21 protein-coding genes are annotated in these 24,450 nt (G+C 67.7%); 12 read left to right on the plus strand and 9 right to left on the minus strand.

Annotated features, from left to right (window positions below):
* The first annotated feature begins 241 nt into the window (after positions 1-241).
* The 4 genes from V9K99_RS05340 to V9K99_RS05355 all read left to right on the plus strand — a co-directional run bounded on the left by V9K99_RS05340 (position 242) and on the right by V9K99_RS05355 (position 5,762).
* Positions 242-1,729: a short-chain fatty acid transporter gene (locus V9K99_RS05340; protein ID WP_337000503.1), complete on the plus strand. Its 1,488-nt coding sequence runs from the start codon at positions 242-244 to the stop codon at positions 1,727-1,729.
* A gap of 160 nt (positions 1,730-1,889) precedes the next feature.
* Complete coding sequence (locus V9K99_RS05345) at positions 1,890-4,109, plus strand: transglycosylase domain-containing protein (protein ID WP_337000501.1); 2,220 nt, start codon at positions 1,890-1,892, stop codon at positions 4,107-4,109.
* Positions 4,110-4,215: 106 nt separating this feature from the next.
* Positions 4,216-5,418: a mannosyltransferase family protein gene (locus tag V9K99_RS05350; RefSeq protein WP_337000499.1), complete on the plus strand. Its 1,203-nt coding sequence runs from the start codon at positions 4,216-4,218 to the stop codon at positions 5,416-5,418.
* Between the two features lie 47 nt (positions 5,419-5,465).
* A complete protein-coding gene (locus tag V9K99_RS05355) occupies positions 5,466-5,762 on the plus strand; it encodes a hypothetical protein (protein WP_337000497.1) in 297 nt (98 codons plus the stop codon).
* A 198-nt stretch (positions 5,763-5,960) separates the two neighbouring features.
* Here the strand turns inward: V9K99_RS05355 and V9K99_RS05360 are convergent, their stop codons facing one another.
* Positions 5,961-9,857: a GH92 family glycosyl hydrolase gene (locus V9K99_RS05360; protein ID WP_337000495.1), complete on the minus strand. Its 3,897-nt coding sequence runs from the start codon at positions 9,855-9,857 to the stop codon at positions 5,961-5,963.
* Positions 9,858-10,202: 345 nt separating this feature from the next.
* On the opposite strand from V9K99_RS05360, the gene V9K99_RS05365 reads away from it, so the two are divergent.
* Together V9K99_RS05365 and V9K99_RS05370 are read left to right on the plus strand one after the other, a co-directional pair.
* Positions 10,203-11,102: an NAD-dependent epimerase/dehydratase family protein gene (locus V9K99_RS05365; protein WP_337000493.1), complete on the plus strand. Its 900-nt coding sequence runs from the start codon at positions 10,203-10,205 to the stop codon at positions 11,100-11,102.
* A complete protein-coding gene (locus V9K99_RS05370) occupies positions 11,099-13,309 on the plus strand; it encodes a glycosyltransferase family 2 protein (RefSeq protein ID WP_337000491.1) in 2,211 nt (736 codons plus the stop codon). Before V9K99_RS05365 ends, V9K99_RS05370 begins: the two co-directional genes overlap by 4 nt.
* Here V9K99_RS05370 and V9K99_RS05375 read toward each other — a convergent pair.
* The gene (locus tag V9K99_RS05375) at positions 13,218-13,709 is read right to left on the minus strand and encodes a GtrA family protein (protein ID WP_337000489.1); all 492 of its coding nucleotides are present in this window, start codon (positions 13,707-13,709) and stop codon (positions 13,218-13,220) included. The genes V9K99_RS05370 and V9K99_RS05375 overlap by 92 nt on opposite strands.
* Before the next feature lie 158 nt (positions 13,710-13,867).
* On the opposite strand from V9K99_RS05375, the gene V9K99_RS05380 reads away from it, so the two are divergent.
* Positions 13,868-15,025 carry an NAD-dependent epimerase/dehydratase family protein gene (locus V9K99_RS05380; protein WP_337000487.1) on the plus strand — a complete coding sequence of 386 codons (1,158 nt, stop codon included), beginning with the start codon at positions 13,868-13,870 and terminating at the stop codon, positions 15,023-15,025.
* Positions 15,026-15,082: 57 nt separating this feature from the next.
* Here the strand turns inward: V9K99_RS05380 and V9K99_RS05385 are convergent, their stop codons facing one another.
* Positions 15,083-15,439, minus strand: a complete 357-nt coding sequence (locus tag V9K99_RS05385; protein WP_337000485.1) for a VOC family protein — start codon at positions 15,437-15,439, stop codon at positions 15,083-15,085.
* Positions 15,440-15,449: 10 nt separating this feature from the next.
* A complete protein-coding gene (locus tag V9K99_RS05390) occupies positions 15,450-16,172 on the minus strand; it encodes a methyltransferase domain-containing protein (protein ID WP_337000483.1) in 723 nt (240 codons plus the stop codon).
* A 117-nt stretch (positions 16,173-16,289) separates the two neighbouring features.
* On the opposite strand from V9K99_RS05390, the gene V9K99_RS05395 reads away from it, so the two are divergent.
* A complete protein-coding gene (locus V9K99_RS05395) occupies positions 16,290-16,655 on the plus strand; it encodes a VOC family protein (RefSeq protein WP_337000481.1) in 366 nt (121 codons plus the stop codon).
* A gap of 161 nt (positions 16,656-16,816) precedes the next feature.
* Here V9K99_RS05395 and V9K99_RS05400 read toward each other — a convergent pair whose 3' ends face one another.
* The 3 genes from V9K99_RS05400 to V9K99_RS05410 form a co-directional block, all read right to left on the minus strand.
* Positions 16,817-17,818, minus strand: a complete 1,002-nt coding sequence (locus V9K99_RS05400; RefSeq protein WP_337000479.1) for an alanine racemase — start codon at positions 17,816-17,818, stop codon at positions 16,817-16,819.
* A gap of 4 nt (positions 17,819-17,822) precedes the next feature.
* Positions 17,823-18,953, minus strand: a complete 1,131-nt coding sequence (locus V9K99_RS05405; RefSeq protein WP_337000477.1) for a lipid II:glycine glycyltransferase FemX — start codon at positions 18,951-18,953, stop codon at positions 17,823-17,825.
* A gap of 68 nt (positions 18,954-19,021) precedes the next feature.
* The gene (locus V9K99_RS05410) at positions 19,022-19,939 is read right to left on the minus strand and encodes an SDR family NAD(P)-dependent oxidoreductase (RefSeq protein WP_337000475.1); all 918 of its coding nucleotides are present in this window, start codon (positions 19,937-19,939) and stop codon (positions 19,022-19,024) included.
* A gap of 121 nt (positions 19,940-20,060) precedes the next feature.
* On the opposite strand from V9K99_RS05410, the gene V9K99_RS05415 reads away from it, so the two are divergent.
* From V9K99_RS05415 to V9K99_RS05425, 3 genes are read left to right on the plus strand one after another with little or no spacing between them, the layout of a single operon-like run.
* Positions 20,061-20,627: a TetR/AcrR family transcriptional regulator gene (locus V9K99_RS05415; RefSeq protein WP_337000473.1), complete on the plus strand. Its 567-nt coding sequence runs from the start codon at positions 20,061-20,063 to the stop codon at positions 20,625-20,627.
* Between the two features lie 28 nt (positions 20,628-20,655).
* Positions 20,656-21,354 (plus strand): SDR family NAD(P)-dependent oxidoreductase, encoded by a 699-nt coding sequence (locus V9K99_RS05420; protein WP_337000471.1) that lies wholly within the window; start codon positions 20,656-20,658, stop codon positions 21,352-21,354.
* A gap of 32 nt (positions 21,355-21,386) precedes the next feature.
* The gene (locus tag V9K99_RS05425) at positions 21,387-22,595 is read left to right on the plus strand and encodes an MFS transporter (protein WP_337000469.1); all 1,209 of its coding nucleotides are present in this window, start codon (positions 21,387-21,389) and stop codon (positions 22,593-22,595) included.
* Here the strand turns inward: V9K99_RS05425 and V9K99_RS05430 are convergent.
* Positions 22,564-23,097 carry an NUDIX hydrolase gene (locus V9K99_RS05430; protein ID WP_337000467.1) on the minus strand — a complete coding sequence of 178 codons (534 nt, stop codon included), beginning with the start codon at positions 23,095-23,097 and terminating at the stop codon, positions 22,564-22,566. The two genes, V9K99_RS05425 and V9K99_RS05430, sit on opposite strands and share 32 nt — an antisense overlap.
* Before the next feature lie 36 nt (positions 23,098-23,133).
* On the opposite strand from V9K99_RS05430, the gene V9K99_RS05435 reads away from it, so the two are divergent.
* The gene (locus V9K99_RS05435) at positions 23,134-23,640 is read left to right on the plus strand and encodes a hypothetical protein (RefSeq protein WP_337000465.1); all 507 of its coding nucleotides are present in this window, start codon (positions 23,134-23,136) and stop codon (positions 23,638-23,640) included.
* On the opposite strand, the gene V9K99_RS05440 is transcribed toward V9K99_RS05435, so the two are convergent.
* Entirely contained in the window at positions 23,621-24,424 is an 804-nt protein-coding gene (locus V9K99_RS05440; protein WP_337000463.1) for a deoxyribonuclease IV, read from the minus strand. The two genes, V9K99_RS05435 and V9K99_RS05440, sit on opposite strands and share 20 nt — an antisense overlap.
* Positions 24,425-24,450: the final 26 nt, after the last annotated feature.

Raw genomic sequence — 24,450 nt, forward strand, 5'->3', positions numbered from 1 at the left:
GACCTGACAAAGTCGCCCTTTGTCACCTTGCTCACGGACGCGCACCGAGAAACCTGTTACGTCAGCCGTCGATCACCGTTAATCAATCGACACACAGCGTCGTGGTCGAAGAGCGGAGGGTCATGGCAGTACTCATGCCGCGCCTCCGGCACGGCGGGTCATGGGGCTTTTGCTCCCGGCCTTCCCTCGTCACTCCGGTCGCTGCGCTCCCTACACTCCTCAGTCCAGGCCGGGAGGCCCCATGACCGACAGCCATGGGAAGCATGTGAAGACTGGCGCCGAGGGTGAGGGCCCATTGGCCCGGGTCGCGCTGCGTTTCACCGCCTTCACCGAGAAGTGGTTGCCCGACGCCTTCGGGTTCGTCCTGGTCGGCACCTTCGTGGTGCTGCTCTTCGGTCTCGTCACCGGTGAACCGTTGCTGAAACGCCCGGACGACCCGGCCGCGACCAAGGGCTTCGGCATGGTCGATGCCTGGGGCATCGGTTTCTGGTCCCTGATCACCTTCACCCTGCAGATGGCGATGATCATCATCGGCGGGTACGCCGTCGCCACGAGTGGACCGGTCGCCCGGTTGATCGCCCGGTTGGCGCGCGTCCCCAAGACGCCGCGGTCCGCCGTCGCCTTCGTGGCCGCGGTCGCGATGCTGGCGTCGTACCTGAACTGGGCCTTCAGTCTGATCTTCGCCGCGATCCTGGCGCGTGAGGTGGCCCGCAACGTGCCGAAGGCGGACTACCGCGCGCTGGGCGCCATGGCGTTCCTCGGCCTCGGCACTGTGTGGGCGCAGGGTCTTTCGGGCTCTGCCGCGTTGCAGGTCGCCAGCGCGAGCAGCAGCCCGGCACCAGTGCAGGAGGTCATCAAGGCCGGCGGTCGCGCCAGTGGACTGATCCCACTGAGCGACACCATCTTCACTTGGCAGGCACTCGTCGCAACGCTCTTCGTGTACGTCGTTGGCGTAGCGATGGCGTGGTTCGTCGCACCCGGCGAGGACAACTCGCGGACCGCCGAGCACCTCGGCATCGAACTCCGGCCACTCATCGGCCGCGGCTCGGCGTACAACGGTCAGCGTGACGAGAGTCAGAAGCGCCGTCCGGGGGACTGGCTCGAGCACTCGCCGCTGTTCAGCCTGCTGATCGTCCTGCTCGGCGTGGTGTACCTGGTCCGCTACTTCAGCGGGAAGAGCTTCTTCAACGCACTCGACCTGAACACGGTCAACCTGATCCTGTTCTTGCTCGCTCTGCTGCTGCACTGGCGACCGTGGCGGATGGCCCGGGCAGTGCGCGACGGTGCACCGGCGGCGGCCGGCGTACTGCTGCAGTTCCCGTTGTACGGCGGCATCTTCGGGATGATCGCGTACACCGGTATCTCCGCCCGGCTGGCCGGCTGGTTGGTGCAGGCAAGCAACCAGTTCCTGTTCCCGCCGCTGGTGGCGATCTACTCCTGCATTCTCGGCATCTTCGTGCCCAGTGGTGGCAGCAAGTGGGTGATCGAGGCGCCGTACGTGCTGGAGGCCGCGAACGAGCTCAAAGTGGACGCGGGGTGGATGGTGGTCGTCTACGATCTGGGCGAGGCGAGCGCGAACCTGTTGCAGCCGTTCTGGATGCTGCCGACGCTGGCCATCCTCGGGCTGAAGGCGCGCGACATCATGGGTTACACGTTCACCGTGTTCCTGGCCTGCTTCCCGGCCGCCCTGATCGGCGTGACCTTGCTCGCACCGCATGTCACGGGGTAATCGCTTGCCGACCGGTGGGATAGATCTCGGTAAGGCTAGTTCCGGGCGGATCGCGAGTGACCGGCCGGCTTGTTAGGCTCCGGAGCGGATTCGGGGCCGTTACCACACCCACCGTAGTCTGTGGGGCAATGACTTCCGCGAGATCGTCGAGGATTGCACTGTGAGTGAAGCTCGTAGAAAGGCCGCTCCGGCCCGCCGCAAGAAACATTGGGCGCTCCGGGTACTCGGCTGGCTGGCCGCACTCTTCTTCCTCGGCATCATCGGTGGCGTCGCCGCGTTCTTCATCGTCTACCAGACGACGGAGATCCCCGACATCAACAAAGAGTTCACCACGAACACCACCACGGTGACGTTCGCGGACCAGACGAACCCGCTGGGCTCGTTCTACGAGCAGAACCGGCACACGGTCCCGCTGTCGCAGATTCCGAAGCACGTCCAGGACTCGGTGATCGCGGCCGAGGACCGCACGTTCTGGACCAACCCCGGCATCTCGCCGTCGGGTATGGCCCGCGCGGCGTGGAACATCGCGCGCGGCGAGCAACTGCAGGGTGGTTCGACGATCACGCAGCAGTACGTCAAGATCATGTACCTGACCCAGGAGCGGACGGTCTCGCGAAAGTTCCAGGAACTGTTCATCGCGACGAAGCTGAGCCGGCAGCAGGACAAGAGCAAGACGCTCGAGGGGTACCTGAACACGATCTACTTCGGTGAGGGTGCCTACGGCATCTCCGCCGCGGGTGACGCCTATTTCGGTGTCTCGGATCCGCGCAAGCTGAGCGTTCCGCAGGCCGCGTTCCTCGCGACGGTGCTGAACAACCCGACGATGTTCGACATCGACGACAAGGATCCGCGGACCCAGAAGCGGATCGTCGAGCGGTACCGCTACGTCATCGACGGGATGCGCCAGATGGGCACGATCAACGATGTTCAGGCAGCCAAGTACGCCAACAAGTTGCCCGACCTCAGCAAGAAGAAGCAGAAGAACAACCGCTACAAGGGACCGAACGGCTTCCTGCTCGACATGGCGCGCAAGGAGCTGCTGCGGCTCGGCTTCGACGAGGACCAGATCAGCGGCGGCGGTCTCAAGGTCGTCACGACCTTCAACTACGGCCAGCAGAAGAAGATCATTGCCGCGGCCCAGAACGAGCTGCCGAAGAAGCGCGACAACCTGCATGTCGGGATGGCCACGGTCCAACCGGGCACCGGTGCGCTCCTCGCGATGTACGGCGGCCCGGATTACCTGAAGAGTCAGTTGAACTGGGCAACGCTCAAGGCCCGGCCCGGGTCGTCGTTCAAGCCGTTCGCGGTCGCCGCCGCGCTGCAGGACGGCAAGACCATCTACGACACGTTCCAGGGTGACAGTCCGATCGAGATCCAGGGCAAGAAACTCAACAACGAGTTCAACCGGGACTACGGCGACGTCGACCTGCTGTACGCAACCGAGCAGTCGGTCAACACCGCGTTCTACGACCTGGTCGACAACCAGATGGAGGACGGCCCGGCCAAGGTCGTCGATGCGGCCGAGGCGGCCGGCATCCCGAAGACCAAGGCGTTGGAAGTCGGCCGGGACAACCCGTCCACCGTGCTCGGTCCGGACCCGTACGCGTCGCCGGTCGACATGGCCAACGCGTACGCGACCTTCGCTGCCGACGGCAAGTACGCACCGCTGCACACGATCAAGAGCGTGACCGGACCGGATGGCAAGGTGCTCTGGTCGGAGAAGAAGGACCTGCTGGACAAGCAGGCCAAGCAAGCCTTCGACCCGGAGCTCGCCAAGATGGTCAACTACGTCCTGCAGGACGTGGTCAAGAAGGGCACCGGTTCCGACGCCAAGGAGCTGGAGCGTGCGGTCGCCGGCAAGACCGGTACGGCGGGTGGCGTCGCGGTCGAGCACCGGAAGGAGAACGCGGAGTGCGACGGCTGCAAGGAGGGCGACGACACGCTGACCTCCTGGTGGACGGGCTATACGCCGCAGCTATCGACCTCGGTGCTCTATCGCGCCGGCAAGACCGGTGAGTCCGACCTCGACCCGTACTCCGACGAGGCGGCCTTCTTCGGTGGCGGCTGGCCGCTGAAGACCTGGCTGGCGTTCATGAAGCCGGCCCTCGAGGGTGTGCCCGACGCGGAATTCGCCGAGCCGGACGAGGACGCGATCAAGGACAGCCCGACTCCGACGTTCACGCCGACGCAGAAGCCGACGAACACGCCGACCCCGACGCAGCCGACGAACACGCCGACGCAGAAGCCGACGAACACTCCGACCAAGGAACCGACGAAGGGCAAGCCGACCAGGACGCCCGCCTGGCCGCCGTTGCCGACCGGGGCACCGACGACGACTGACCCGAGTCAGACGCCGGAGACACCCGCCACCGGGCATTAGCTCCGACCGGCGGCACCCACCCGGGTGCCGCCGGTTGCTTTTGGGATGGGGCACCATGGGGGCGTGAGTTGGCCTCGGGTGGGTTCGATGCTGGGTGGGTGCGTCTGTGTTTGAGCGGACAGCGGCCGAGGAACCCAAGCCTGAGCGACCTCAGAGAGCGCGCCGGGCCCGGGTCGACGGGGTGCGCCTGCAGCGCTGGATGCCGACGGCGATGGCGCGCGAGGTGCTCGGGTGGTGGCTGGTCACCCGGGCCGGGTTGTTCCTGTTGTCGATCTCGGCGCCGTTGCTGTTCAACCGGGGCAGCGACTACCCGAACGTCTGGCGGGCCTGGCTGCAGTGGGACGTCTGGCACCTGAAGGCCGTCGCGGAGTTCGGCTACGCCAACGGTGAGCCGTCCGGGGCACCGCTGGCCGCGTTCTTCCCGGGGTTCCCCGCGCTCGTCCGAGTCGTCAGCTGGACCGGGATCGGATACGTTGCCGCGGGCATCGTCGTGTCGGCGGTCGCCAGTGCTGTTGCAGGCGTGTACCTCGCGCGACTGGCGCAGTACGAATTCCCGCAGTTGAAGAACCTCGGCCCCAATGCCGCGATCGTCTGGTTCACCGCGCCGGTCGGGGTCTTCCTTGCCGCCGGCTACACCGAGGCGCTGTTCTGCGCGTTCGCGTTCCCGGCCTGGCTGGCCGCGCGGCAGGGCCGCTGGGCGCGGGCCGCGATGCTGGTCGCGCTGGCGTCGACCGTGCGGGTGTCCGGGATCTTCCTCGCGTTCGCGCTGCTGGTGGAGTTCGTCACCTCGAAGAAGCGGGACTGGCTGTCGCTGCCGTGGCTGGCGTTGCCGGCCGTCCCGGTGCTCGGCTTCATGGCCTACCTGAAGAAGATCCACGGCTCCTGGTTCGCCTGGCAGGAGGCGCAGGAGAAGGGCTGGGCGCGCGAGTTCACCTGGCCGTGGATCTCGATCCAGCACACGATCGAGGCCGCGACCAAGGGCCATTTCGCCGCCGACCGCAGTGACTGGACCTGGATGTTCCGGGCCGAGCTGGTCACGCTGGTGATCGGCATCCTCCTGCTCGCCTGGCTGTTCTGGCGCCGCTCCTGGGGTGAGGCGGCCTGGGTGGCCGCCACGATCGGCGCGTTCTGTACGTCGTTCTGGATCTACTCACTCACTCGCGCGACGTTGCTGTGGTGGCCGCTCTGGATCGGTCTCGCGGTCCTGGCCCAGCGAAAACCCTGGCTCGGCCGCCTCTACCTCGCCTTGGCCATCCCCTTGGCCGCGATCTGGGCGGCAGGATTCTTCACCGGCCGCTGGACCGGCTGAGTAGTTCTGCTCAGGTACGGCGGCAGTCGCACGCTTAGCGTGATCGTATGGACACCCGATTGTTCGGTAGGAGTCTGCTGCAGGCGGTGTTGACCGGCCTGCTGGCGGCGCTGGCGTTCGAGGTGATGGTGCGGACCGGCGCCCCGCTGTGCGCGCCGTCGGCGAATCATTGCGTGGTCGACCTGTTGGGCGCGCTGTTCACCGTGCAGATCTTCGGTCTGGCGATGGCGCTCGCGCTGCCCGTGTTCGCCCGGCGGGCCGGTCTCGGCTGGATCCCCACCGTGGCGGCGGGCGCGACCCTGGTGGCGCTCAATCTCGCCTGGTTCGCGGCTGTCACCCGCTGATCGTGTCCGGCATGTGGACTCTTTGGCACCCCAGGCAACGTCCCGGCCGATTCGGGCGTCGATAAGGGTGAAGGGGTGGCAGTCCGGGCGGGGACCGCCACCCCTCCTCAATCGTCCGGCGGAACCTTTCAGGGGCAGGCTCCGCCGGAGAAGCGTCCAGCGGGGGCGGTGGCCTGAGGCCACCGCCCCCGCTCGCGTCTACCCGTAGTTCCGGTCGATCGACTGCGACGGCGTCGGGCTGGGCTTGGTCTCGGCCACCCGTTTGTCAGTCGGGTGCGTCCCCGGCTCGACCCCCTTCAGGGTCCCGAGCAGCTCGATCTCGGACAGCGTGACACCGTCCGCGCCCGCTGGGGTGAGCACCAGCCGGTACTGCGTGTAGGCCTTCGGCGAGGCGATGCTGAAGGACCTGGTGTACGACGCCCACGCCCACTTCTCCCCGGTACGACGGTCCACCGGCGACCACGTCGTACCGTCGTTCGACCCTTCGAGCACCCAGGCCGACGGTGCAGTACCGGTGGCGCCGCTGGTCAGCGTGTACATCCCGACCGGCCGGCCCTGCGGCAGGGCCACCGTGATCGTCGGGTTGGCGCCGGTCAGCGTGACCTGGGTCTTCGCGTCGTCGTCGGTCAGCGCGGTCACGTCCTGACCGCCGGCACCGACCACCGCGCCGACGTCCGAGGTCGAGTCCTGCCACGTCTTCGGGTCCTCGCCCGGGGTGGTGATCGACGGCGGCGCGTCGTTCCGGCCACCGCCCCAGGCCGACGGCTTGTCCGTCATCTCGAACTCGATCTTGCCCCCGTCGGCGATCAGCGAGTGCGGCAACGCGGTCGAGGTCCACTTCTTCCCGTTCACCCGAACGCCCTTGACGTAGACGTTCTGTGCGTTGTTGCCCGGCGCGCTGACCACCAGCTTCTTACCTCCGGGCAGCCGGACCGTCGCCTTGGTGAACAGTGGCGACCCGATCGCGTACGTCGGCGAGCCCATCTGCAGCGGGTAGAACCCGAGCATGCTGAACAGGTACCACGCGGACATCTCACCGTTGTCCTCGTCACCCGGGTACCCCTGCCCGATCTCCGAACCCAGGTAGAGCCGCGACAGCGCCTCACGCACGAGTGCCTGCGTCTTCCACGGCTGACCCGCGAAGTCGTACATGTACGTGATGTGGTGCGACGGCTGGTTGCTGTGGCCGTACTGACCCATCCGTACGTCGCGTGCCTCGAGCATCTCGTGGATCGTGCCGCCGTACCCGCCGGTGTGCAGCGCGTCCTCCGGCGTACTGAAGAACTCGTCGAGCTTCTTGGCCAGGCCGTCGCGACCGCCGTAGATGGCGGCCAGGCCGGCGCCGTCCTGCGGGGTGGAGAACGCCATGTTCCACGCGTTCGTCTCGGTGTAGTCGTGACCCCAGTCGCGCGGGTCGAACGTGCTCGGCGAGTTGCCCCAGACGCCGTCCGGTCCCTTGCCCTGGAAGAAGCCGATCGCCGGGTCGAACAGGGTCACGTAGTTGCGGGCCCGGTTCAGGTAGTACTTGTAGTTGTCCAGGTACTCCTGCTTGCGCGGGTCGTTCTTCTTCGCGGCGTCGTACAACTGCTTCGACATGTTGGCGATGCCGAAGTCGTTGATGTAGCCGTCCATCGACCAACTGAAGCCCTCACCGGTGGTGTTGGCCGTGTAGCCGTTGAAGGTGGACAGGTCGAGACCCTTGCGGCCGACGTTCTGCGACGGCGGTACGACGGCCGCGTTCTTGAGGGCGGCGTCGTACATCGCCTGGACGTCGATCCCCTTGACGCCCTTCAGGTAGGCGTCGGCGAAGGCGACGTCGGAGCTGGTGCCGACCATCAGGTTCGCGTAACCCGGTGACGACCAGCGGGAGATCCAGCCGCCGTCCTTGTACTGCTGGACGAACCCGTTCACCAGGTCGGCGGCCGAGTCCTGGGCGAACAGCGAGTACGCCGGCCACACGGTCCGATAGGTGTCCCAGAAACCGTTGTTCACGTACGTCTGGCCGGCCACGATCTTCGAGCCGGTCGTGGTCGGGGTGTCGGTCCCGACCTTCGGTGAGGTCGGCGACGCGTACTTGATCACCGGGTCCTTGGCCGTCCCGGTGTTCTCCGAGCCGTTGTTCGGGTAGAGGAACAGCCGGTAGAGGTTCGAGTAGAGCGTGGTCAGCTGGTCGGCCGTCGCGCCCTCGACCTCGATGGTGCGCAGCTTCGCGTCCCACTGGTCCTGAGCGGCCGTCTTCACCTTGCCGAAGCTCTTGCCGGTCAGCTCGAGCTCGAGGTTCTGCTTGGCCTGCGCGGTGCCGATCAGCGAGGTCGCCATCCGCAGCTCGACCTGGGTCACCGTCGGGTCGAACGAGAAGTAGCCGCCGACGTTTGCACCGCCTCCGTTGGACAGCTTGCCAGAGGCAACCACCTTCTGGTCGACCACGCCGTACACGAAGAGCCGGCCGGCGCCGGTGGACAGGCCGCTCTTGACGTCGCTGAAGCCGGTGACGACACCGGTCGCCGGGTCCAGCGTCAGGCCGCCGTTGTTGTTGACGTTGTCGAACACCAGCGACGGGTTGCCGGCCGGGAACGAGAACCGCAGGATCGCGGCGTGGTCGGTCGGTGCGATCTCGGCCGCGTTGCCGTTGTCGAAGGTGACGCCGTAGTAGTACGGGCGGGCGGTCTCGTTGTCGTGGCTGAACGACCAGGCGCGGGCCTTCCGATCCGCGGTCGGCGTCGCCGCGGTCGACGGCATCACCTGGAACGTCTGCCGGTCACCCATCCACGGGCTCGGCTCGTGACTGATCGACAGCGCCTGCATCGTCGGCTTGTTGGCCTCGTTGTTGCCCTTGGCGTAGTCGTAGAGCCAGGACGTCGAGCCGGCGTTCGTCACCGGGGTCCAGAAGTTGAAGCCGTGCGGTACGGCGGTCGCCGGGAAGTTGTTGCCACGGGAGAACCCACCGGTCGAGTTCGTGCCGCGGGTGGTGATCGCCAGGTCCGACGGGTGCTTGGCCGCGGTCTTCTGGGCGGCGCGGTCGGGGTTGATCGCGGCCGCGATCCGGATGTCGTCGACCCAGCCGCGGAACTCGGCCGGACCGGACGGTTTGTCGTAGCCGATCAGGATCCGGGCCACGGTCTTGCCGGCGGCAACCGTGCCGAGGTCCGCCTCGATGTTGTTCCACTGGTTCGTGGACAGACCCTTGGCGTCGCCCTGGCCGCGTGGACTCAGCTCGAAGCCGTGATGATCGCGAGCCTTCAGGTCGCTCAGGTACGTGCCGTCGGTGAACGCGAGGTCGAGCGCGGCGTACGTGCTCGGGTAGCTGAGATCGCCCTCGGTGTGCTCGGGGAAGATCTTGTACGACAGCCGGGTGTCCTTGCCGACCTTCAGATCGACGTCGGCGATCTTGTTCCAGCTGTAGCCACGGCCCTCGGCAGTCTGATGACCGGCGTACCGGAACGACTTGACGCCGGTGAAGCCGACCCGGGCGCGGGCGTTGTACGCGCTGGTCGGGCCGGAGTCGAGCCGCGACTCGACGGTCGGGCCGGGCGGCGGCAGCGGGGCGCCGTTGGACAGGTACCAGTCGGCGAGCTGGACGATGTTCTCACCGTGGTTCAGCGTGACGTCCAGCTTGAAGAACTTGTACGGCGTCTCGTTGGTGAAGCTGTACTCCTTGGTCTGGAACCGGTTCTCGAAGCTCTCGCCGGTCCGGGTGTCCAGCGTGGTCCAGGTGGTCCCGTCGTTCGATCCGGCCACGGTCCAGTTCTGCGGGTCGCGGCCGTCGGCGTCGTTGGCCGAGGTCAGCGCGTACTTGCGGATCACGACCGGGGCCGAGGTCTCGTAGACCAGCCAGCCGGTCGGCTGGAACACCAGCCACTTGGTGAACTTGTCACCGTCGGCCGCGTTGGTGGCGATCTCGCCGCCACCGGTGTTCTCGCCGTTCGCGGTCACCTTGGTGACCTTGTCCATCTCGCTGCCGCCGATCCCGGTCGGCGTCGGGCCGCGGACTCCGTCGGTGCGCGGCTTCCCGTCCGGGCCGGTCTCGACGGCATCGGTGTACCCGGGCTGCGGCTGGCCCGGCTCGAACGAGGTGAAGAACGAAGAACCGGTCACCACAGGCTGCTCTTGCGCCGTGGTGGAGGGTGGGACGGCATTCGCTGGCGTCATAGCAGAGGACATTGTCATAACCAGTCCGAGAGACGCGACGAGCCCCAGTGGGCGGCGGAGATTCATCCACGCTCCTAGCAAGCCGGACCGGCAGACAGCCGCCGCCGCGGGAACCACACAGCCCCCTGCGACACCAGCCGCCCGCCAGTGGGTTCTACGCGGCCCCGATGACAAGGTTGTCAGCCCGCGTCCGAGGCGATCCTGCCCATCATGATCACCTGCGGTCAAGGGTTCGTCGCTGTCCGTTCGCCCGTGTCCTGACATTGGCCGGCCGGCGGTAGGTTGAAGGGCATGGACGAACGAGTGCTGGTGACCGGGGCGGCCGGATTCATCGGGCGGGCCTTGGTGGCCGCCCTGCGGCAGCGGGGTGTCCCGGTGACCGCGGTGGACCGTGAGCCGCCCGACCCGTCCTGGGACGAGAGCGTGCATGTAGTGACGGGCGAGCTGGCCGACCAGGAGGTCTGCATCTCCGCCTTCGAGACCCGGCCGACCGCTGTGGTCCACCTGGCCGCGCTGACCTCGGTACTGCGTTCGGTCGACGCACCGATGCAGACCTTCGCCCAGAACGTGACGATCACCCAGGTCCTGCTGGAGCTGTCCCGCGGCAGCGGTGTGGACCGCTTCATCCTCGCGTCGACCAACGCCGTCGTCGGCAACGTGGGTACGTCGACCATCACCGCGGACCTCCCGCTCAGGCCACTGACGCCGTACGGCGCGACCAAGGCCGCCTGCGAGATGCTGCTGTCGGCGTACTCGGGCAGCTACGGTCTCGCGACCGCCGCACTGCGGTTCACCAACGTCTACGGCCCCGGCATGTCACACAAGGACAGCTTCGTGCCGCGGATGATGAAGGCGGCGCTCAAGGACGAGGGTGTCCGGATCTACGGCGACGGCAAGCAGCGCCGCGATCTCGTCTACATCGACGACGTCGTCGCGGGCATCCTGCTCGCGCTCGACAAGGGGTACGACGGCCGCGCGATCATCGGATCGGGTCGGTCCGTGTCCGTGCTGGAGATGGTCGAGGCAGTGCGGGCCGTGACCGGCCGTCCGGTCCCGGCCGAGCACGTCGAGGCGCCGGCCGGGGAGATGCCGGCGGTCGTCGTCGACATCACCAACGACCTCGGCTACGAGCCGACGGTGTCGCTGAACGATGGGCTCGCCCGCACATGGCAGTACTTCCGCACTCGGTGAGGCGCGTCCTCCGAACGCATTGGCTGCTTGCCCTCTTCCTACTGGCGGGCACCGTCCTGCGTGTTCTCGCGACCATCGCCTACCGGCCGGCGATCATCTACACCGACTCGGTGCAGTACCTGAACAACATGAAGGAGCTCAAGCCGGACGCGCTCAACCCGATCGGCTACGAGTTCGTACTGCGCCCTCTCGAGGCGATCGGCGGTCTCACCTTCGTCGTGATCGTGCAGCACCTGGTCGGACTGCTGCTGGGCATCGCCATCTACGCACTGGCCCGCCGGCTGAACGTTTACCGCTGGCTGGCTGCCGTAGCGGCCGCACCGCTCATGCTCGACGCCTACCAGGTGCAGATCGAGCAGAACATCATGGCCGAGACCACCTTCGACGTACTGCTCGTCGGCGTCCTCTGGCTGCTGCTCGGCTGGGGAGTCCCCGGCTGGAAACGTGCACTCGCGGTAGGCCTCCTCCTGGGCGCTGCCTTCGCGGTCCGCACCATCGGCATGACCCTGCTGGCCGGAGTCGTGCTCTACCTGGTCGTGGTGGGCAACGCCTGGCGTCACCGCCGCCTTGAGCTGGTACGACGTACTGCCGCAGCCATAGCCGGGTTCGCTGTGGTGTTCGGCGCCTATGCGGCCTACTTCCATGCGGAGACCGGGCGGTGGGGTTTCACCGGTGCGGAGAACCAGGTGCTCTATGGCCGGACCGCTGTGGTCGCGGACTGCTCCAAGCTGCCGCTCAACGAGGGCACCAGGCTGTTCTGCCCCAAGGAGCCACTCGGCCAGCGTCTCGGCGTCGACAAGTACGCGCACAACCACTACGGCGACCCCAACTGGCCTGGACCACTACCACCCGGCACCACTAAGCAGGAGTTGGCTACAGAGTTCGCACGGTTGGTGATCAGGCACCAGCCACTCGACGTCACCCGGGCAGCGCTGAAGGACTTCTTCAAGGGCTTCGCGCCGACACGGACCACGTCACCGGACGACGTACCGCTGGAGCGCTGGCAGTTCCAGACCACGTATCCGAACCTGGACGACCCCAACACCGCCGAGGCCGCGGTGAAGTGGGGCGGGTCCGAGCCGCATGTGTCGCATGTGCCTGCGGTCGTCCTGCGCGCCTACCAACTGAATGGCGGCTACACGTCCGGTCTGGCGCTGGGGATCGCCGTACTGATCGCACTGGCTGCGGTAGCCGGTCTCGGTCGTGCCAAGACGTCTGGACTCAGGTCAGCTGCATTACTACCAGCGGCGACGGGTGTGATCCTGCTGCTGGGCTCTGCTGCCTTTGAGTTCTCCTGGCGCTATCAGCTGCCCGGTCTGGTGCTCTTCCCGCTGGCCGGGGCGATCGGGTTGCGTGCGTTGCTCGGCAAGGACCAGGCGCGGCCGGCGATGGCGGACTACCCGGACACCGTGGATTCCCTGGCGGTGAAGGACTTCGGCAAGCCGTCGTTCGCTCCGATCGTCGTGGTGATTGCCGCCTACAACGAAGCCGGCGGGATCGGTCCGGTGCTGACCAACATGCCTCGGATCTGTGCCGGGCTGCCGGTCGACGTCCTGGTCGTCGTCGACGGCTCGACCGACGACACCGCTGACATTGCCCGTCAGCACGGGGCTTTCGTTTGTGTTGCCCCGAGCAACCGTGGTCAGGGTGCCGCGCTGCGGCTGGGCTACCACCTCGCCGCTGAGGGCGGAGCCCAGTACGTCGTGACGACCGATGCGGACGGGCAGTACGACAACGACGAGCTCGACGTACTGCTGGAGCCGATCCTGATCGATCGCGCCGACTTCGTCACCGGGTCGCGCCGGCTCGGGGCCGAGGACGCGGACAGCCGGCTGCGGTGGGTCGGAGTGCGGGTTTTCGCCGTACTGGCGTCGATTCTGACCCGGCGGAGGCTGACCGACACGTCGTTCGGGTTCCGCGCGATGCGGGCCGAGCTGGCGACCGCGGTGACGTTGCGTGAGCCGCAGTACCAGTCGTCGGAATTGTTGCTCGGGGCACTCGCGCTCGGCGCGCGCGTGGTCGAGCTGCCGATGACGATGCGTCGCCGCGGCGACGGGACCAGCAAGAAGGGTCCGGGGCTGGTGTACGGCGCGAACTACGCGCGGGTGATGACGACTACGTGGCTACGGGAGTACGTGGTTCGGCGGGGTCGTCGGTCGCGGTCTTGGCGAACACGTAGCGATCGAACAGCACGAACTTCAGGATGAACAGCACGCCGTACGTGCCCAGGTAGGAAGCGCTGACCAGGACCGTCTGCCAGAAATGTGAGTCGATGTCGTCCTGGACGAGGCGGTCGGTCACCGTGGTGACGATCGCCGCGATGACCGCGCTGGTCACCGCAATGATTGCATAGGGCAACAGTTCGCGGCCGGGCCGGCCCTTGTGGCCCCAGGTCCAGTGGCGGTTGATCAGGTAGCTCGGGGTGGTGCCGGACACGAAGGCGACGAGGGTCGCCACCAGCGGCGCCGTACCGAACCAGTAACACAGCGCGAACGCGATCTGACTGATCACGGTGGCGACTACCGAAGTCGCCGAGTACTTCGCCCACAGCAACATTCGGGTCCGGCGGGCGCCGGATCCGTTGATTACCTTGGCCAGAATGCCCATTGCGCCTATTGTGCACCTCCGCACCCAACGGCGCCCCGGTCGCGCGGATTCATAGCCAATTGCCAGCTTCTGAGTGGGGCTGGTCACGTTAGTGGAGCGGGTACTCGGGATAGGAAGGAAGGTGAAAGCCAACGTCCCCACAGGAAGGCGGCCGAGCCGTGCGCGTACTCGTCCTGGGCGGTGACGGTTACCTAGGGTGGCCGACAGCGCTGCATCTGTCAGACCGCGGCCACGACACGGCCGTCCTCGACAACTTCGCCCGCCGGGGCTACGACCGCGAGCTGGGGGTGCAGAGCCTGGTCCCGATCGAGGACCTCGACACCCGGGTCGCGGCGTGGAAAGAGGTGTCCGGCCGGCGGATCGCGTCGTACGTCGGTGACCTGCTGGACGCGGACTTCGTCTACCGGGTGCTCCAGGAGTTCGAGCCCGATGCGATCGTGCACTTCGCCGAGCAGCGGGCGGCGCCGTACTCGATGATCGACCGCGAGCACGCGGTGTACACGCAGCACAACAACGTGGTCGGCACGCTGAACCTGATGTACGCGATGGCCGAGACCAACCCGGACATCCATCTGGTCAAGCTCGGCACGATGGGCGAGTACGGGACGCCGAACATCGACATCGAGGAAGGCTGGCTGGAGGTCGAGCACAACGGCCGCAAGGACCGGATGCTCTACCCGAAGAAGCCGGGCTCGTTCTACCACCTGAGCAAGGTGCACGACTCGCACAACCTGGAGTTCGGCTGCCGGGTCTGGGGGCTGCGGGTCACCGACCTGAACCAGGGCGTGGTCTACGGGCAGCAGACGGACCAGACCGTGCAGGACCCGCGGCTGGCGACGCGGTTCGACTACGACGCCGTCTTCGGCACCGTGCTCAACCGGTTCGTCATCCAGGCCGTGCTCGGCGAGCCGCTGACCGTGTACGGCACCGGCGGGCAGACTCGAGGGCTGCTCGACATCCGGGACACCGTCGAATGCATCCGGCTCGCGGTGGAGAACCCGGCCGACGCCGGTGAGTTCCGGGTCTTCAACCAGATGACCGAGAGCTACTCGGTCAGCCAGATCGCGGACAAGGTCGCGGAGTGCTTCCCCGGCCCGGTCCAGGTCGAACACCTGGAGAATCCGCGGGTTGAGCAGGCCGAGCACTACTACAACGTGAAGCACACCGGACTGGTCGGCCTGGGTCTGCAGCCGCACCTGCTGTCGGACACGCTGATCGACTCGATGTTCGACATCGTCGCCGCCAACAAGGACCGCGTCGACCACGCAGCTCTCCTCCCCACCGTCCGGTGGAAGGGTCACCTCAAGCAGCGGTAGGCCGGGTCTGATGGTCCACCGCCTACTGCGCGACGGCGCTGGACCATCAGACCCGACCTAGACGAACAAGCAGAAGATGTGGCCGACCGGGTCGGCGTACACGCGTACGTCGGCCTGCGGCTGGAACTCCTGTAGCCGGGCACCCAGCGAGGTCGCGTGTTCGTGCGCGGCCTCCAGGTCGTCCACCTTGAAGTCCAGGTGGAGTTGCATCTGCTGCTGCCCGGTTTCGCTCGGCCAGGTCGGCGCACGGTAGTTCGGCTCCAGCTGGAACGACAGTTTGGTGTCGTTCGGCCCGATCGCGGTCGCCCACGTCTCGTCGTCGTCGCCGAGCTTCCAGCCGAACAGGTCGCAGTAGAACCGCGCGAGCTGCCGCGGGTCCGGCGCGTCGAGCACTACGCCTTTGAGTGGAATCATCTTTCGCACGTTAACGGCGGGCACCGACAAGAAGCGTCGGGAGTACGGCGAGGAAGCGGTCGCGTCGGCCACGATCCGCCTGCTCGGCCAGCCAGTCGTCGGCGTCCTCCTGCGTGATGAGCGCCTTCTCGACCGCCGCAGCGGCAGCAGCCTCCAACTGCCGTGCCATCAGGCGGTGATCGGTGACCACCTCGCTGTGTACGACGACCTGCACGTCGCGGAAGCCCGCATCGAGCAGGAGGTCGCGCAGGCTCCGGGCTGCCCGAGGAGCGGCCGATCGGGACTCCAGTCCGAGCAGGACGACATCGGTCAGGTCCTGGTCGGAGCTGTCGATCAACAGGAACCCGTAGTCCTGACCGCCCAGCACGATCCGCCCGCCCGGCCGGATCACCCGCTTGGCCTCGGCCACGGTCGGCACCGGGTCCTCGAGCAGGTGGAAGAGCCGGACGGCCCGGTAGCCGTCCACCGACGCGTTCTCCAGCGGCAGGTCGTCGGAATGTGCCACGTGAAACATCGCCTCGGGCACCCGGTCCCGGGCGGCCTCGACCGCCTCCGGGTCCGCGTCCACACCGGTCACCTTCAGGCCGGCCGCCGTCAGCTCGGCGACCGCATGCCCGGCGCCGCACCCGACATCGACGCAGGTCGCGCCCTGCGCCAGGTTCAGCAACCGGTACGACTCCGCCCGGAGCTCCGCTGCTCCGGGCCGTTCCTCGATCCGCTCCAGAAAGCTCATGCACCCAGGCTGAAACTTCAGGTCCACCTGAAGTCAACCTGTCACATCTCCCGGCCCGGGTACGTCAGGCTGGGTGGCGGAACGGTCCCGCCGGATTCTCAGCAGAGGAGCAGTGCCGTGAAGTTCACGAAGACCATCGTGTACGTCGAGGACGCCGAGGCCTCGATCGCGTTCTTCGAGCGTGCGTTCGGCTGGAAGGGCACCTACTGGGGCAACGGCTCCGGCGAGGTGGACGCCGGTGAGACCAAGATCGTCTTCGCGACGTACGCGGTCGGGCAGAGCCACCTGACCGCGATCGGCGCGCCCGGTGCGGTCGGTTTCGAGATCGCGTTCACCAGCGAGGACGTCGAAGGCGACTTCCGGCGGGCGGTCGAGGCCGGCGCGGACCCGCTGAAGGAGCCGGAGAAGTCGCCGTGGGGGCAGGTCACGTCCTACCTGCGCTGCCCCGACGGCACCGTCATCGACCTCGCGTCGCCGGCCTAGGGCACGTCTCCCAGTTCCCTGCGTGCTGCGCGGCACTCGGCGGGCACATCGCCGCGTTGGAGGACGAGGCACGGAGAACCCCACTCCGAGCCCCGCCCTCCGCCTTGCGCTGCACTCCGCCGAGCACCTGCTCGCTACTGCAGGGAATTGAGAGACGCACCCTAGTCCATCGACACCTTGTCGAAGTTGGTGGTGGTGTAGCGGACGTCGACGCCGACCTCGTCGCCGACCGCGGGGGGCGCCACCGACGACGGCAGGAACAGCATGCTGGCCTGCATGTGCGGCGGCTCGGCGAACCACCGCTGCTTGCCTTCGATCGTGAACGGCGAGAGCGCCATCCCGGCCGCGTCCAGGCTGCCCTTCGCCATCGCGATCGCGCGCTGACGTACGCTCGCCGCCGCGGTCGGCGCCTCCAGGCCAACGCCGTGCGCGGTCCCGCCTGACACCACCAGGACGTGGCCGTCACCGCTGACCCGGCGCTGGCGGTAGCCGACCCGTTCACCGCGGCGGACCGAGTGCACGTCGAGCACTGTGGCCCGCACGGTCAGCGCGCCGCGGTCACCGAGCCAAAGCCCGGTGCCCATCCGCAGCCGCACGTTCTCGCCGATGTCAGTGAGTTTCTGCGCCGGTACGTGCGACACCCACAGCGGTCCGCGCCGGACCGCCTGGGCGGCCTTCCCCAGCTCCGCGGCTTCGCGCACGTTGGCCGACGTACCGCCGGCACCCATCGGGAAGTGCAGGGACCAGCCCTCGAAGCGGATCCGGTCGAGCGCGTTCAGCAGCATCGTGTGCCGCAGTTCGCGGGCGCCGATACCGTGCCGCCGCATCGAGGTCATCACCTCGATCAGCACCCGGCTGCCGGCCGGGATCGAGACCAGGTCGGCCAGCCGGCTGACCGTGTGGATCACGTTCTTGCTGGTCGGGATCTCGAGGAACGGCCGCCACGGCGACAGTACGACGATGTCCTCACGCGGGTCCGGCGGCACCTCGAAGTACGTGCCGACCGCGACGGTGCGGGCACCGAGGGCGCGGGACTCGGCCAGCAGCCGCTGGTTGCCGAAGCCGTACCCGTTGCCCTTGGCGACCGGGATGATGTCGGGGTTCCACGTGGAACGTAGATGTTCGCGCCATCGATCGGAATCGACGTGCAGGACTAGGGGCATGGTGTCAACGCCGTCTCATGTAGAGGTCGAATGCGGTGTAGAGCGCCTTGTTCAACGGCAGATCCCACTCACCGACGTACTCGACGGCCTCGCCGCCGGTGCCGACCTTGAACTGGATCAGCCCGACATGCGGGTCGTTCGGGTCCAAGGTGTCGGTGATGCCCCGTAGGTCGTACACGGACGCACCCGCCGCGAGCGCGTCCGACATCATGCGCCACTGGATCGCGTTCGATCCGCGCACGTCTCGCTTGGCGGTCGAGCTGGCTCCGTAGGAGTACCAGGAGTGACCGCCCACCCGGACCCAGATGGTCGACGCGACCAGGTCGCCCTCGTGATAGGCGTTGTAGATCCGGAAGTCACAGCAGTCGGCCGGCTGGTTGGCCATCGCCGACTGCATCTTCACGAAGTACGGCAGCGGCCGCGGGGTGAAGTGGTCCCGCTCGGCCGTCTCGACATACAGAGCGTGGAAGGCCTTGAGGTCCTCGGGACCGCCCTGCATCACCTCGACGCCGGCCTTGTCCGCCTTCTTGATGTTGCGCCGCCAGAGCTGGTTCATGCCCTTGAGCAGGTCGTCCTGGCTGCGTCCGGCCAGCGGAACCTGGAACACGTACTGCGGCTGTCCGGCAGCGAAACCCTCACCGACGCGCGGCGCCTTCCACCCGAGCGCGCGCAACTGGTTGGCGACGGTGGCACCGGACGGCTCGATCACGTCGGCCCGGACGTCGCCGAGCCTCGGTTGCTGACCGCCCGCGATCGCGTCCTTGATCGTCTTCGCACCCCACCGCCGGGTCGCCACCGGCGGACCCATCCGGATGCCGAACGCGCCCTGCTCCTGCAGGTGCGCGGCCAGCGGGCGCAGGTACCGGCCGAGGTCGATGGCGTCCCAGTCGATCACCGGGCCCTCAGGCAGATAGGCCAGGTACCGCTTCACCTTCGGCATCTGCCGGTAGAGCACCAGCCCGGCGCCGACCAGCTCGCTCGGGTTGGCCGGGTCGAACCAGCCGAGTGACTCCGCCTTCCACTCACTCTTCACCGCCGCCCACCCCGGGGTCTGCAGGAAGCTCGCCGACGGTTGCGCCGCGATGTAGGCAGCGTGCTCGTCGGCCGAGATGGTCCGGATGCTCAAGTCACTCACGGTCGGTCAGGTTACCGGCCCGAAGCTTTGAACCGTAGCCGAGCCGGTCACCTGATCAAACCTGTGGATTACTGGGCCAGCAGTTTCTCCGAGAGATCCCACAACCGAGTGGCCGACTCCGGATCGAGCGCGTACGCCGCGACCCCACTGAATTCCTCACCAGTGTTGGGCACGGCCTCGTTGTTGTCCTCGAAGTACCGGCCGGTGACGCCCTCGGTCAGCGGCGAGGCGGCCAACAGCACCGACGTCGACGCACCCTGCTCGACGGTCTTCCACGGGAACCTGTCCCAACCCTTCTGCGCCTCGGGGTCCACGTGCCGCTGCAACGCGGTCCGGATCCCGCCCGGCATCAGTGCGTTGGTGATGATCCCGTCACTCGCCCAGCGCTTGGCCGCCTCGACGGCGAACAACACGTTGGCCGTCTTCGACTGCCCGTACGACGCCCATTCGTCGTACGGCCGGTGCTCGAAGTGGATGTCGTCGAAGACGACATCCGAGCGCAGGTGCGCACTCGAGCTGACCGAGACGACCCGGGCACCGCCCGCCTGGGCGAGCGCGCTGTGCAGGCCGGTGGCGAGCCCGAAGTGGCCGAGGTGGTTGGTGGCGAACTGGTGCTCCCAACCCTCGGGCGTGCGGTTGAGCGGCTCGGCCATCACACCCGCGTTGTTCACCAGGATGTGGAGCGGTCCGTCCCAGTTCTTCGCGAACGTCCGCACCGACTCGCGGTCGGCGAGCTCGAGCGGTGCGACGAAGACGTGGTTGTTGCCGGTCGTCTCGATGATGTCGGCCGCCGTGCGTTCCCCGGCGGCGGTGTTGCGGACGGCGAGAGTCACTTCGGCACCGGCCGAGGCGAGGGCGCGAGCGGTCTCGACGCCGATCCCGGACGCGCCGCCGGTGACGACCGCACGGCGGCCGGACAGGTCGACGCCGGCGATCACCTGGGCGGCGGTGGAGTCGTGGTCGAACGGGGTGGTGATTCTGCTCATCAGGTCGGTCCTGTTCTGCGAGCTAGGCTTTAACCGGAGGATCCTCCGGTAAAACCCAGTTAACTGGAGGGACCTCCGGTTATCAAGTCCGCTAGGTTCTGGGGTCAGGAAGGGAGGGGAGATGGGCACTGGCGAACGACCCCTGCGGGCGGACGCGCAGCGGAACCGGGACCAGATTCTGGCCGCCGCGGCGCGCGCGTTCTCGACCTGCGGACTCGAAGCGACGCTGGAGGGGATCGCGAAGGACGCCGGTGTCGGCATCGGCACCCTCTACCGGCACTTCCCGACCCGTGAGCTGCTGATCGAGGCGGCGTACCGGAACGAACTGGCGACCATCTGCGACGCCGCACCCGAGCTGCTCGACTCGATGCCGCCCGCCGAGGCACTGCGCGCCTGGATGGACCGCTACATCGACTACATGACCCGCAAGCTCGGCATGGCCGACGCGCTGCGCGCGGTGATCGCGTCCGGCGCCAACCCGTACGCCCAGAGCTTCGAGCTCCTGGTCGGCGCTATCAAAACGCTGCTCGAGGCCGGCGCGGCGTCCGGCGAGATCCGCACCGACGTCTCGGCCGACGACGTCCTGGTCAGCATCAGCGGCGTCGCCCTGGCCACCGGCAAGAACCGCGACCAGGCGGACAGAGCCCTCAACCTCCTGATGGACGGCCTGCGCTACCGGGCTCCGTAGGCTTGCGCCCGTGCACAAGGTGGCGTTGGTGACCGGGTCGGTTTCGGGGATCGGGGCAGCGACTGCCCGGCGACTGGCGGACGAGGGCATGACGGTCGCGGTGCATTCGCGGTCGAGCCGGGACGCCGGGATCGCGTTGGCCACCGAGCTCGGCGGGACCTATCACCAGGCCGACCTGGCCGATGACGCGGCGGCAGCGGGCCTGGTCCCGAGTGTGCTGGCCGAGCATGGGCGGCTCGACGTACTGGTGAACAACGCGGGGATCAGTTGGCCGGTGCCGCATGCGGAGCTCTCGTCGTTGAGTGCCGACGACTGGCGGCGGCTGCTCGACGTGAATCTGATCGCACCCTGGTTGTTGTGTACGGCGGCTTTGCCCGCGCTCCGCGAATCCGGCGGCTGCATCGTGAACGTCACCAGTCACGCCGGCGTACGGCCGAAGGGGAGCTCGATCGGGTACGCCGCCAGCAAGGCGGCGCTCAATCACGTGACCAAGTTGCTGGCCGCGGCCCTCGGCCCCGACGTCCGCGTGAACGCGGTCGCGCCCGGGCTCGTCGACACCCCGATGACCGCCGACTGGACCGCGGCCCAGGAGCTGTGGAAAACCTCGAGCCCGATGCGCCGTGCCGCCCAGCCCGAGGATGTCGCCGATCTGATCTCGGCAGTTGTCCACAACTCGTACCTGACCGGTGAGGTGATCCTGCTCGACGGCGGTCTCAACCTGCGCTGAATCTTGTCGGTGCCGGTCCCTACGATCGCGGGATGTCTTTGGGTCGAGACTTCCAGCGGTTGTGGACCGCCTTCACCGTCAGCGCCGTCGGGACCGCCATCGGATCCGGTGCCCTCGCACTCGTGGCGGTGCTCACTCTCGAGGTCAGCACGTTCCAGGTCTCGCTGCTCGCCGCGATCTCCGCGCTTGCCGGTGCCGCGTTCGCGCTTCCGATGGGCGATTTCATCGAGCAGCGCCGCAAGCGGCCGGTGATGATCGCCTCGGACCTCGTCCGGTTCGTGGCTCTGTTGAGTGTGCCGGTCGCGGCGGCGTTCGACGTACTGACCTATGCGCAGTTGTGTGTGGTCGGCGTCGTCCACGCGGCGGCGCTGATCGCGTTCACGGCCGCGAGCGGTGCGCATCTGAAGGCGTTGGTCCCGGCCGAGGGGCGGGCCGAGGCGAACAGCAAGTTCGAGCAGACGACCTGGCTGACCATGAGCGCCGGCCCGCCGATCGGTGGCGCGCTGGTGAGTTTGGTCGGCGCCACCGTGACGCTGGCCGTCGATGCGGTGTCGTTCCTGCTGTCGGCGATCGGCATCCGGCGGATCCGGCAGCGGGAGCCTGCGCCGATCCGCCGGTCGGAGAAGGCGGACATCACGGCCGGCTGGAAGTACATCTTGCGGCACCGTGGCCTGGCCGTGCTGTTCTGGAACTCGCAGATCTTCGGCGGTCCGGTGATGATGGCGTCGCCGCTGCTCACTGTGCTCATGCTGCGCGACCTGGGACTCGCGCCGTGGAGCTATGGCCTGTCCCTCGGGGTGTCGTGTCTCGGAGCCGTGCTGGGTGCGCGGTTGGCGCCGCGGCTCACCCGCCGGTACGGACTGCACTGGATGTTGCTGGTGTTCGGCGTACTGCGGGCGCCGTGGCTGCTGCTGCTGCCATTGGCGCCGCCCGGTATCGCCGGTCTGGTTGTCATCACCCTCTCTGAGACCGGCATGTTGCTGGCTGCCGGTGCGTTCAACCCGTCGTTCGCGACGTACCGGATGGACGTGACAGAGGACGGGTACATGGCGCGGGTGTTCACCGCATGGTCGATCACCTCGCGATGTGTGCAGCCGTTGTTCATGGCGCTGGGCGGTGTGCTCGCCGCGGTGATCGGCATCCGCGGTGCGCTGTACGTCGCCGGCGGGTGCTGCTTGATCAGTGCGTTCGTACTGCCGTGGAAGGCGACTAGACCAGCCCCATTGCCTGAGCCAGTCTGACCACGTTGCCCATGATCCCGTCGGGCTGAGCATCCAGGTAAGCGATCGCCTTGTCCGGCGGCAGGACCAGGACCTCGACCACCTGCTCGCCGTCGTCGGGGTTGGTCGGCTCCTGCTCGATGACGACGTCCGCGACGACGTTCGCCCAGTAGGAGATCGGGTGCGGGAGATGCGGGCGGTACGGCCCCGGCCGGCGGTGCTCGGCCCGGTGCGCACCGAGCCAGGTCATCGGGCCGGTGAGCCGGGCGCCGGCCTCCTCGACGAGTTCGCGGTCGACGAGCTGCTCGATCGTCTCGCCGGGTTCGCGGGTGCCGCCGGGGAGGAACCGCCAGCCAAGGTCGTTGCCACAGACAACGATTCCGCCGTCGGTCCGGCCGATCACGTGCACGTTGCTGATCAACTCGTCGGGCGGCGGTTCGGTCTGGAACCGGACGTCGAGCTCACCCCAGGCCCAGTAGTCCGCCGCGAACAGGTCAGGAAACCGCTCGGCCCAGGTCTGCATGCCGGCCATTCTCCCGCCTGCGCTACGGTCCCTCACATGGCGGCCCCAGCATCGGACTCAGGATCGGACCCAGGATCGGACCCAGGATCGGACCCCTCGCCCGACCCGGCACCTGACGAGGCGCCCGACCCGACCCCGGATCCGGACCGCGCTCGCCGTACCGCCGGGCGCCTGCTCGTGGGCTGCACCGCGCTGACCGCGATGGTCGGCGTCTTCCAGCTCGGCGAGATCCTCGGCGGCGTCGACCGGTACGGCGCTCTGGCCTGGCTCGGCGTGGTCATCGCCGGGCTGTCCATCCTCGCCCTGATCGCCCTGTACGGCGCGTGCGCGCTGAACCGGGCGACGCTGCACAGCCGCCTGATCGGCCGATTCGACCTCTTCCAGGTAGCGACCGCACTGCTACTGGTCGCCATCGCGGCCGGAGTCCTCATCCCGACCCGCAACACCACCGCGCTGGCGCTGCTGCTGCCGTGGGGCATCACCTACTGGGTGCACGGTCTGGGCGCGGTCACGCCCGATCCGCCTAGTTCAGATGAGCCCTGAGGTAGTCGATGTCGGCCTTCTGACCGTTCTCCGCGTTCGGCGTCTCGACGACCACCGGAGCGCCGGCCGCCTGCACCACGGCGACGATGTCCGCCGGGTCGATGTGGCCCTCTTCGAAGTTGCTGTGCCGGTCGGCGCCTGATCCGAACTCGTCCCGCGACCCGTTCGCGTGCACCAGATCGATCCGCCCGGTGATCGCCAGCACCTTCTCCACGATCGTCGGCAACTCCTCGCCGGCGGCGTGGAAGTGGCAGGTGTCGAGACAGAAGCCGACGTTCTCCAGCCGGTCGTTGCCCGACGACTGCACCGCGTCCCACAGCCGGGCGATCCGGTCCAGCTGACGCGCCATCGCGTTCTCGCCGCCGGCCGTGTTCTCGATCAGCAGCGGGACCGGCAGCTCGGCCCGCTCGATGCACTTGCGCCAGTTGTCGAACCCGGCCTCCGGGTCGTCCTCGTCACCGACGTGCCCGCCGTGCACGATGACCCCCTTGACCGCGATCTCGGCCGCCTTGTCCAGCGTCTGCTGGAGCAGCTTGCGGCTCGGGATCCGGATCCGGTTGTTCGTGTTCGCCACGTTCAGCCGGTACGGCGCGTGCACGTAGAGATCCACGCCCGCCGCGGCAGCCCGCTCCCGCAGCGCCTCCTCGCCGTCGGCGTACGCGAGCTTCGGCGCCTTGTAGTCCTGCGGGTTGCCCAGGAAGAACTGCACCAGGTCGGCCCCCCGATCAGCCGCCTCGGCCAACGGGTCTTCCTGATCCACATGCGCACCCAACTTCAAGCTCATGCCCCCCACCCTAAGACCGCCCGCCG

The organism is Kribbella sp. CCNWLW201 (genome assembly GCF_037203805.1).
GTDB lineage: Bacteria > Actinomycetota > Actinomycetes > Propionibacteriales > Kribbellaceae > Kribbella.

Coding starts and splice junctions, on each gene's coding strand:
- V9K99_RS05430 (WP_337000467.1), bottom strand. CDS start 23,097: ATGCAGACCTGGGCCGAGCGGTTTCCTGACCTGTTCGCGGCGGACTAC.
- V9K99_RS05365 (WP_337000493.1), top strand. CDS start 10,203: ATGGACGAACGAGTGCTGGTGACCGGGGCGGCCGGATTCATCGGGCGG.
- V9K99_RS05390 (WP_337000483.1), bottom strand. CDS start 16,172: ATGAGCTTTCTGGAGCGGATCGAGGAACGGCCCGGAGCAGCGGAGCTC.
- V9K99_RS05375 (WP_337000489.1), bottom strand. CDS start 13,709: ATGGGCATTCTGGCCAAGGTAATCAACGGATCCGGCGCCCGCCGGACC.
- V9K99_RS05410 (WP_337000475.1), bottom strand. CDS start 19,939: ATGAGCAGAATCACCACCCCGTTCGACCACGACTCCACCGCCGCCCAG.
- V9K99_RS05355 (WP_337000497.1), top strand. CDS start 5,466: ATGGACACCCGATTGTTCGGTAGGAGTCTGCTGCAGGCGGTGTTGACC.
- V9K99_RS05385 (WP_337000485.1), bottom strand. CDS start 15,439: ATGATTCCACTCAAAGGCGTAGTGCTCGACGCGCCGGACCCGCGGCAG.
- V9K99_RS05415 (WP_337000473.1), top strand. CDS start 20,061: ATGGGCACTGGCGAACGACCCCTGCGGGCGGACGCGCAGCGGAACCGG.
- V9K99_RS05425 (WP_337000469.1), top strand. CDS start 21,387: ATGTCTTTGGGTCGAGACTTCCAGCGGTTGTGGACCGCCTTCACCGTC.
- V9K99_RS05435 (WP_337000465.1), top strand. CDS start 23,134: ATGGCGGCCCCAGCATCGGACTCAGGATCGGACCCAGGATCGGACCCA.
- V9K99_RS05340 (WP_337000503.1), top strand. CDS start 242: ATGACCGACAGCCATGGGAAGCATGTGAAGACTGGCGCCGAGGGTGAG.
- V9K99_RS05400 (WP_337000479.1), bottom strand. CDS start 17,818: ATGCCCCTAGTCCTGCACGTCGATTCCGATCGATGGCGCGAACATCTA.
- V9K99_RS05440 (WP_337000463.1), bottom strand. CDS start 24,424: ATGAGCTTGAAGTTGGGTGCGCATGTGGATCAGGAAGACCCGTTGGCC.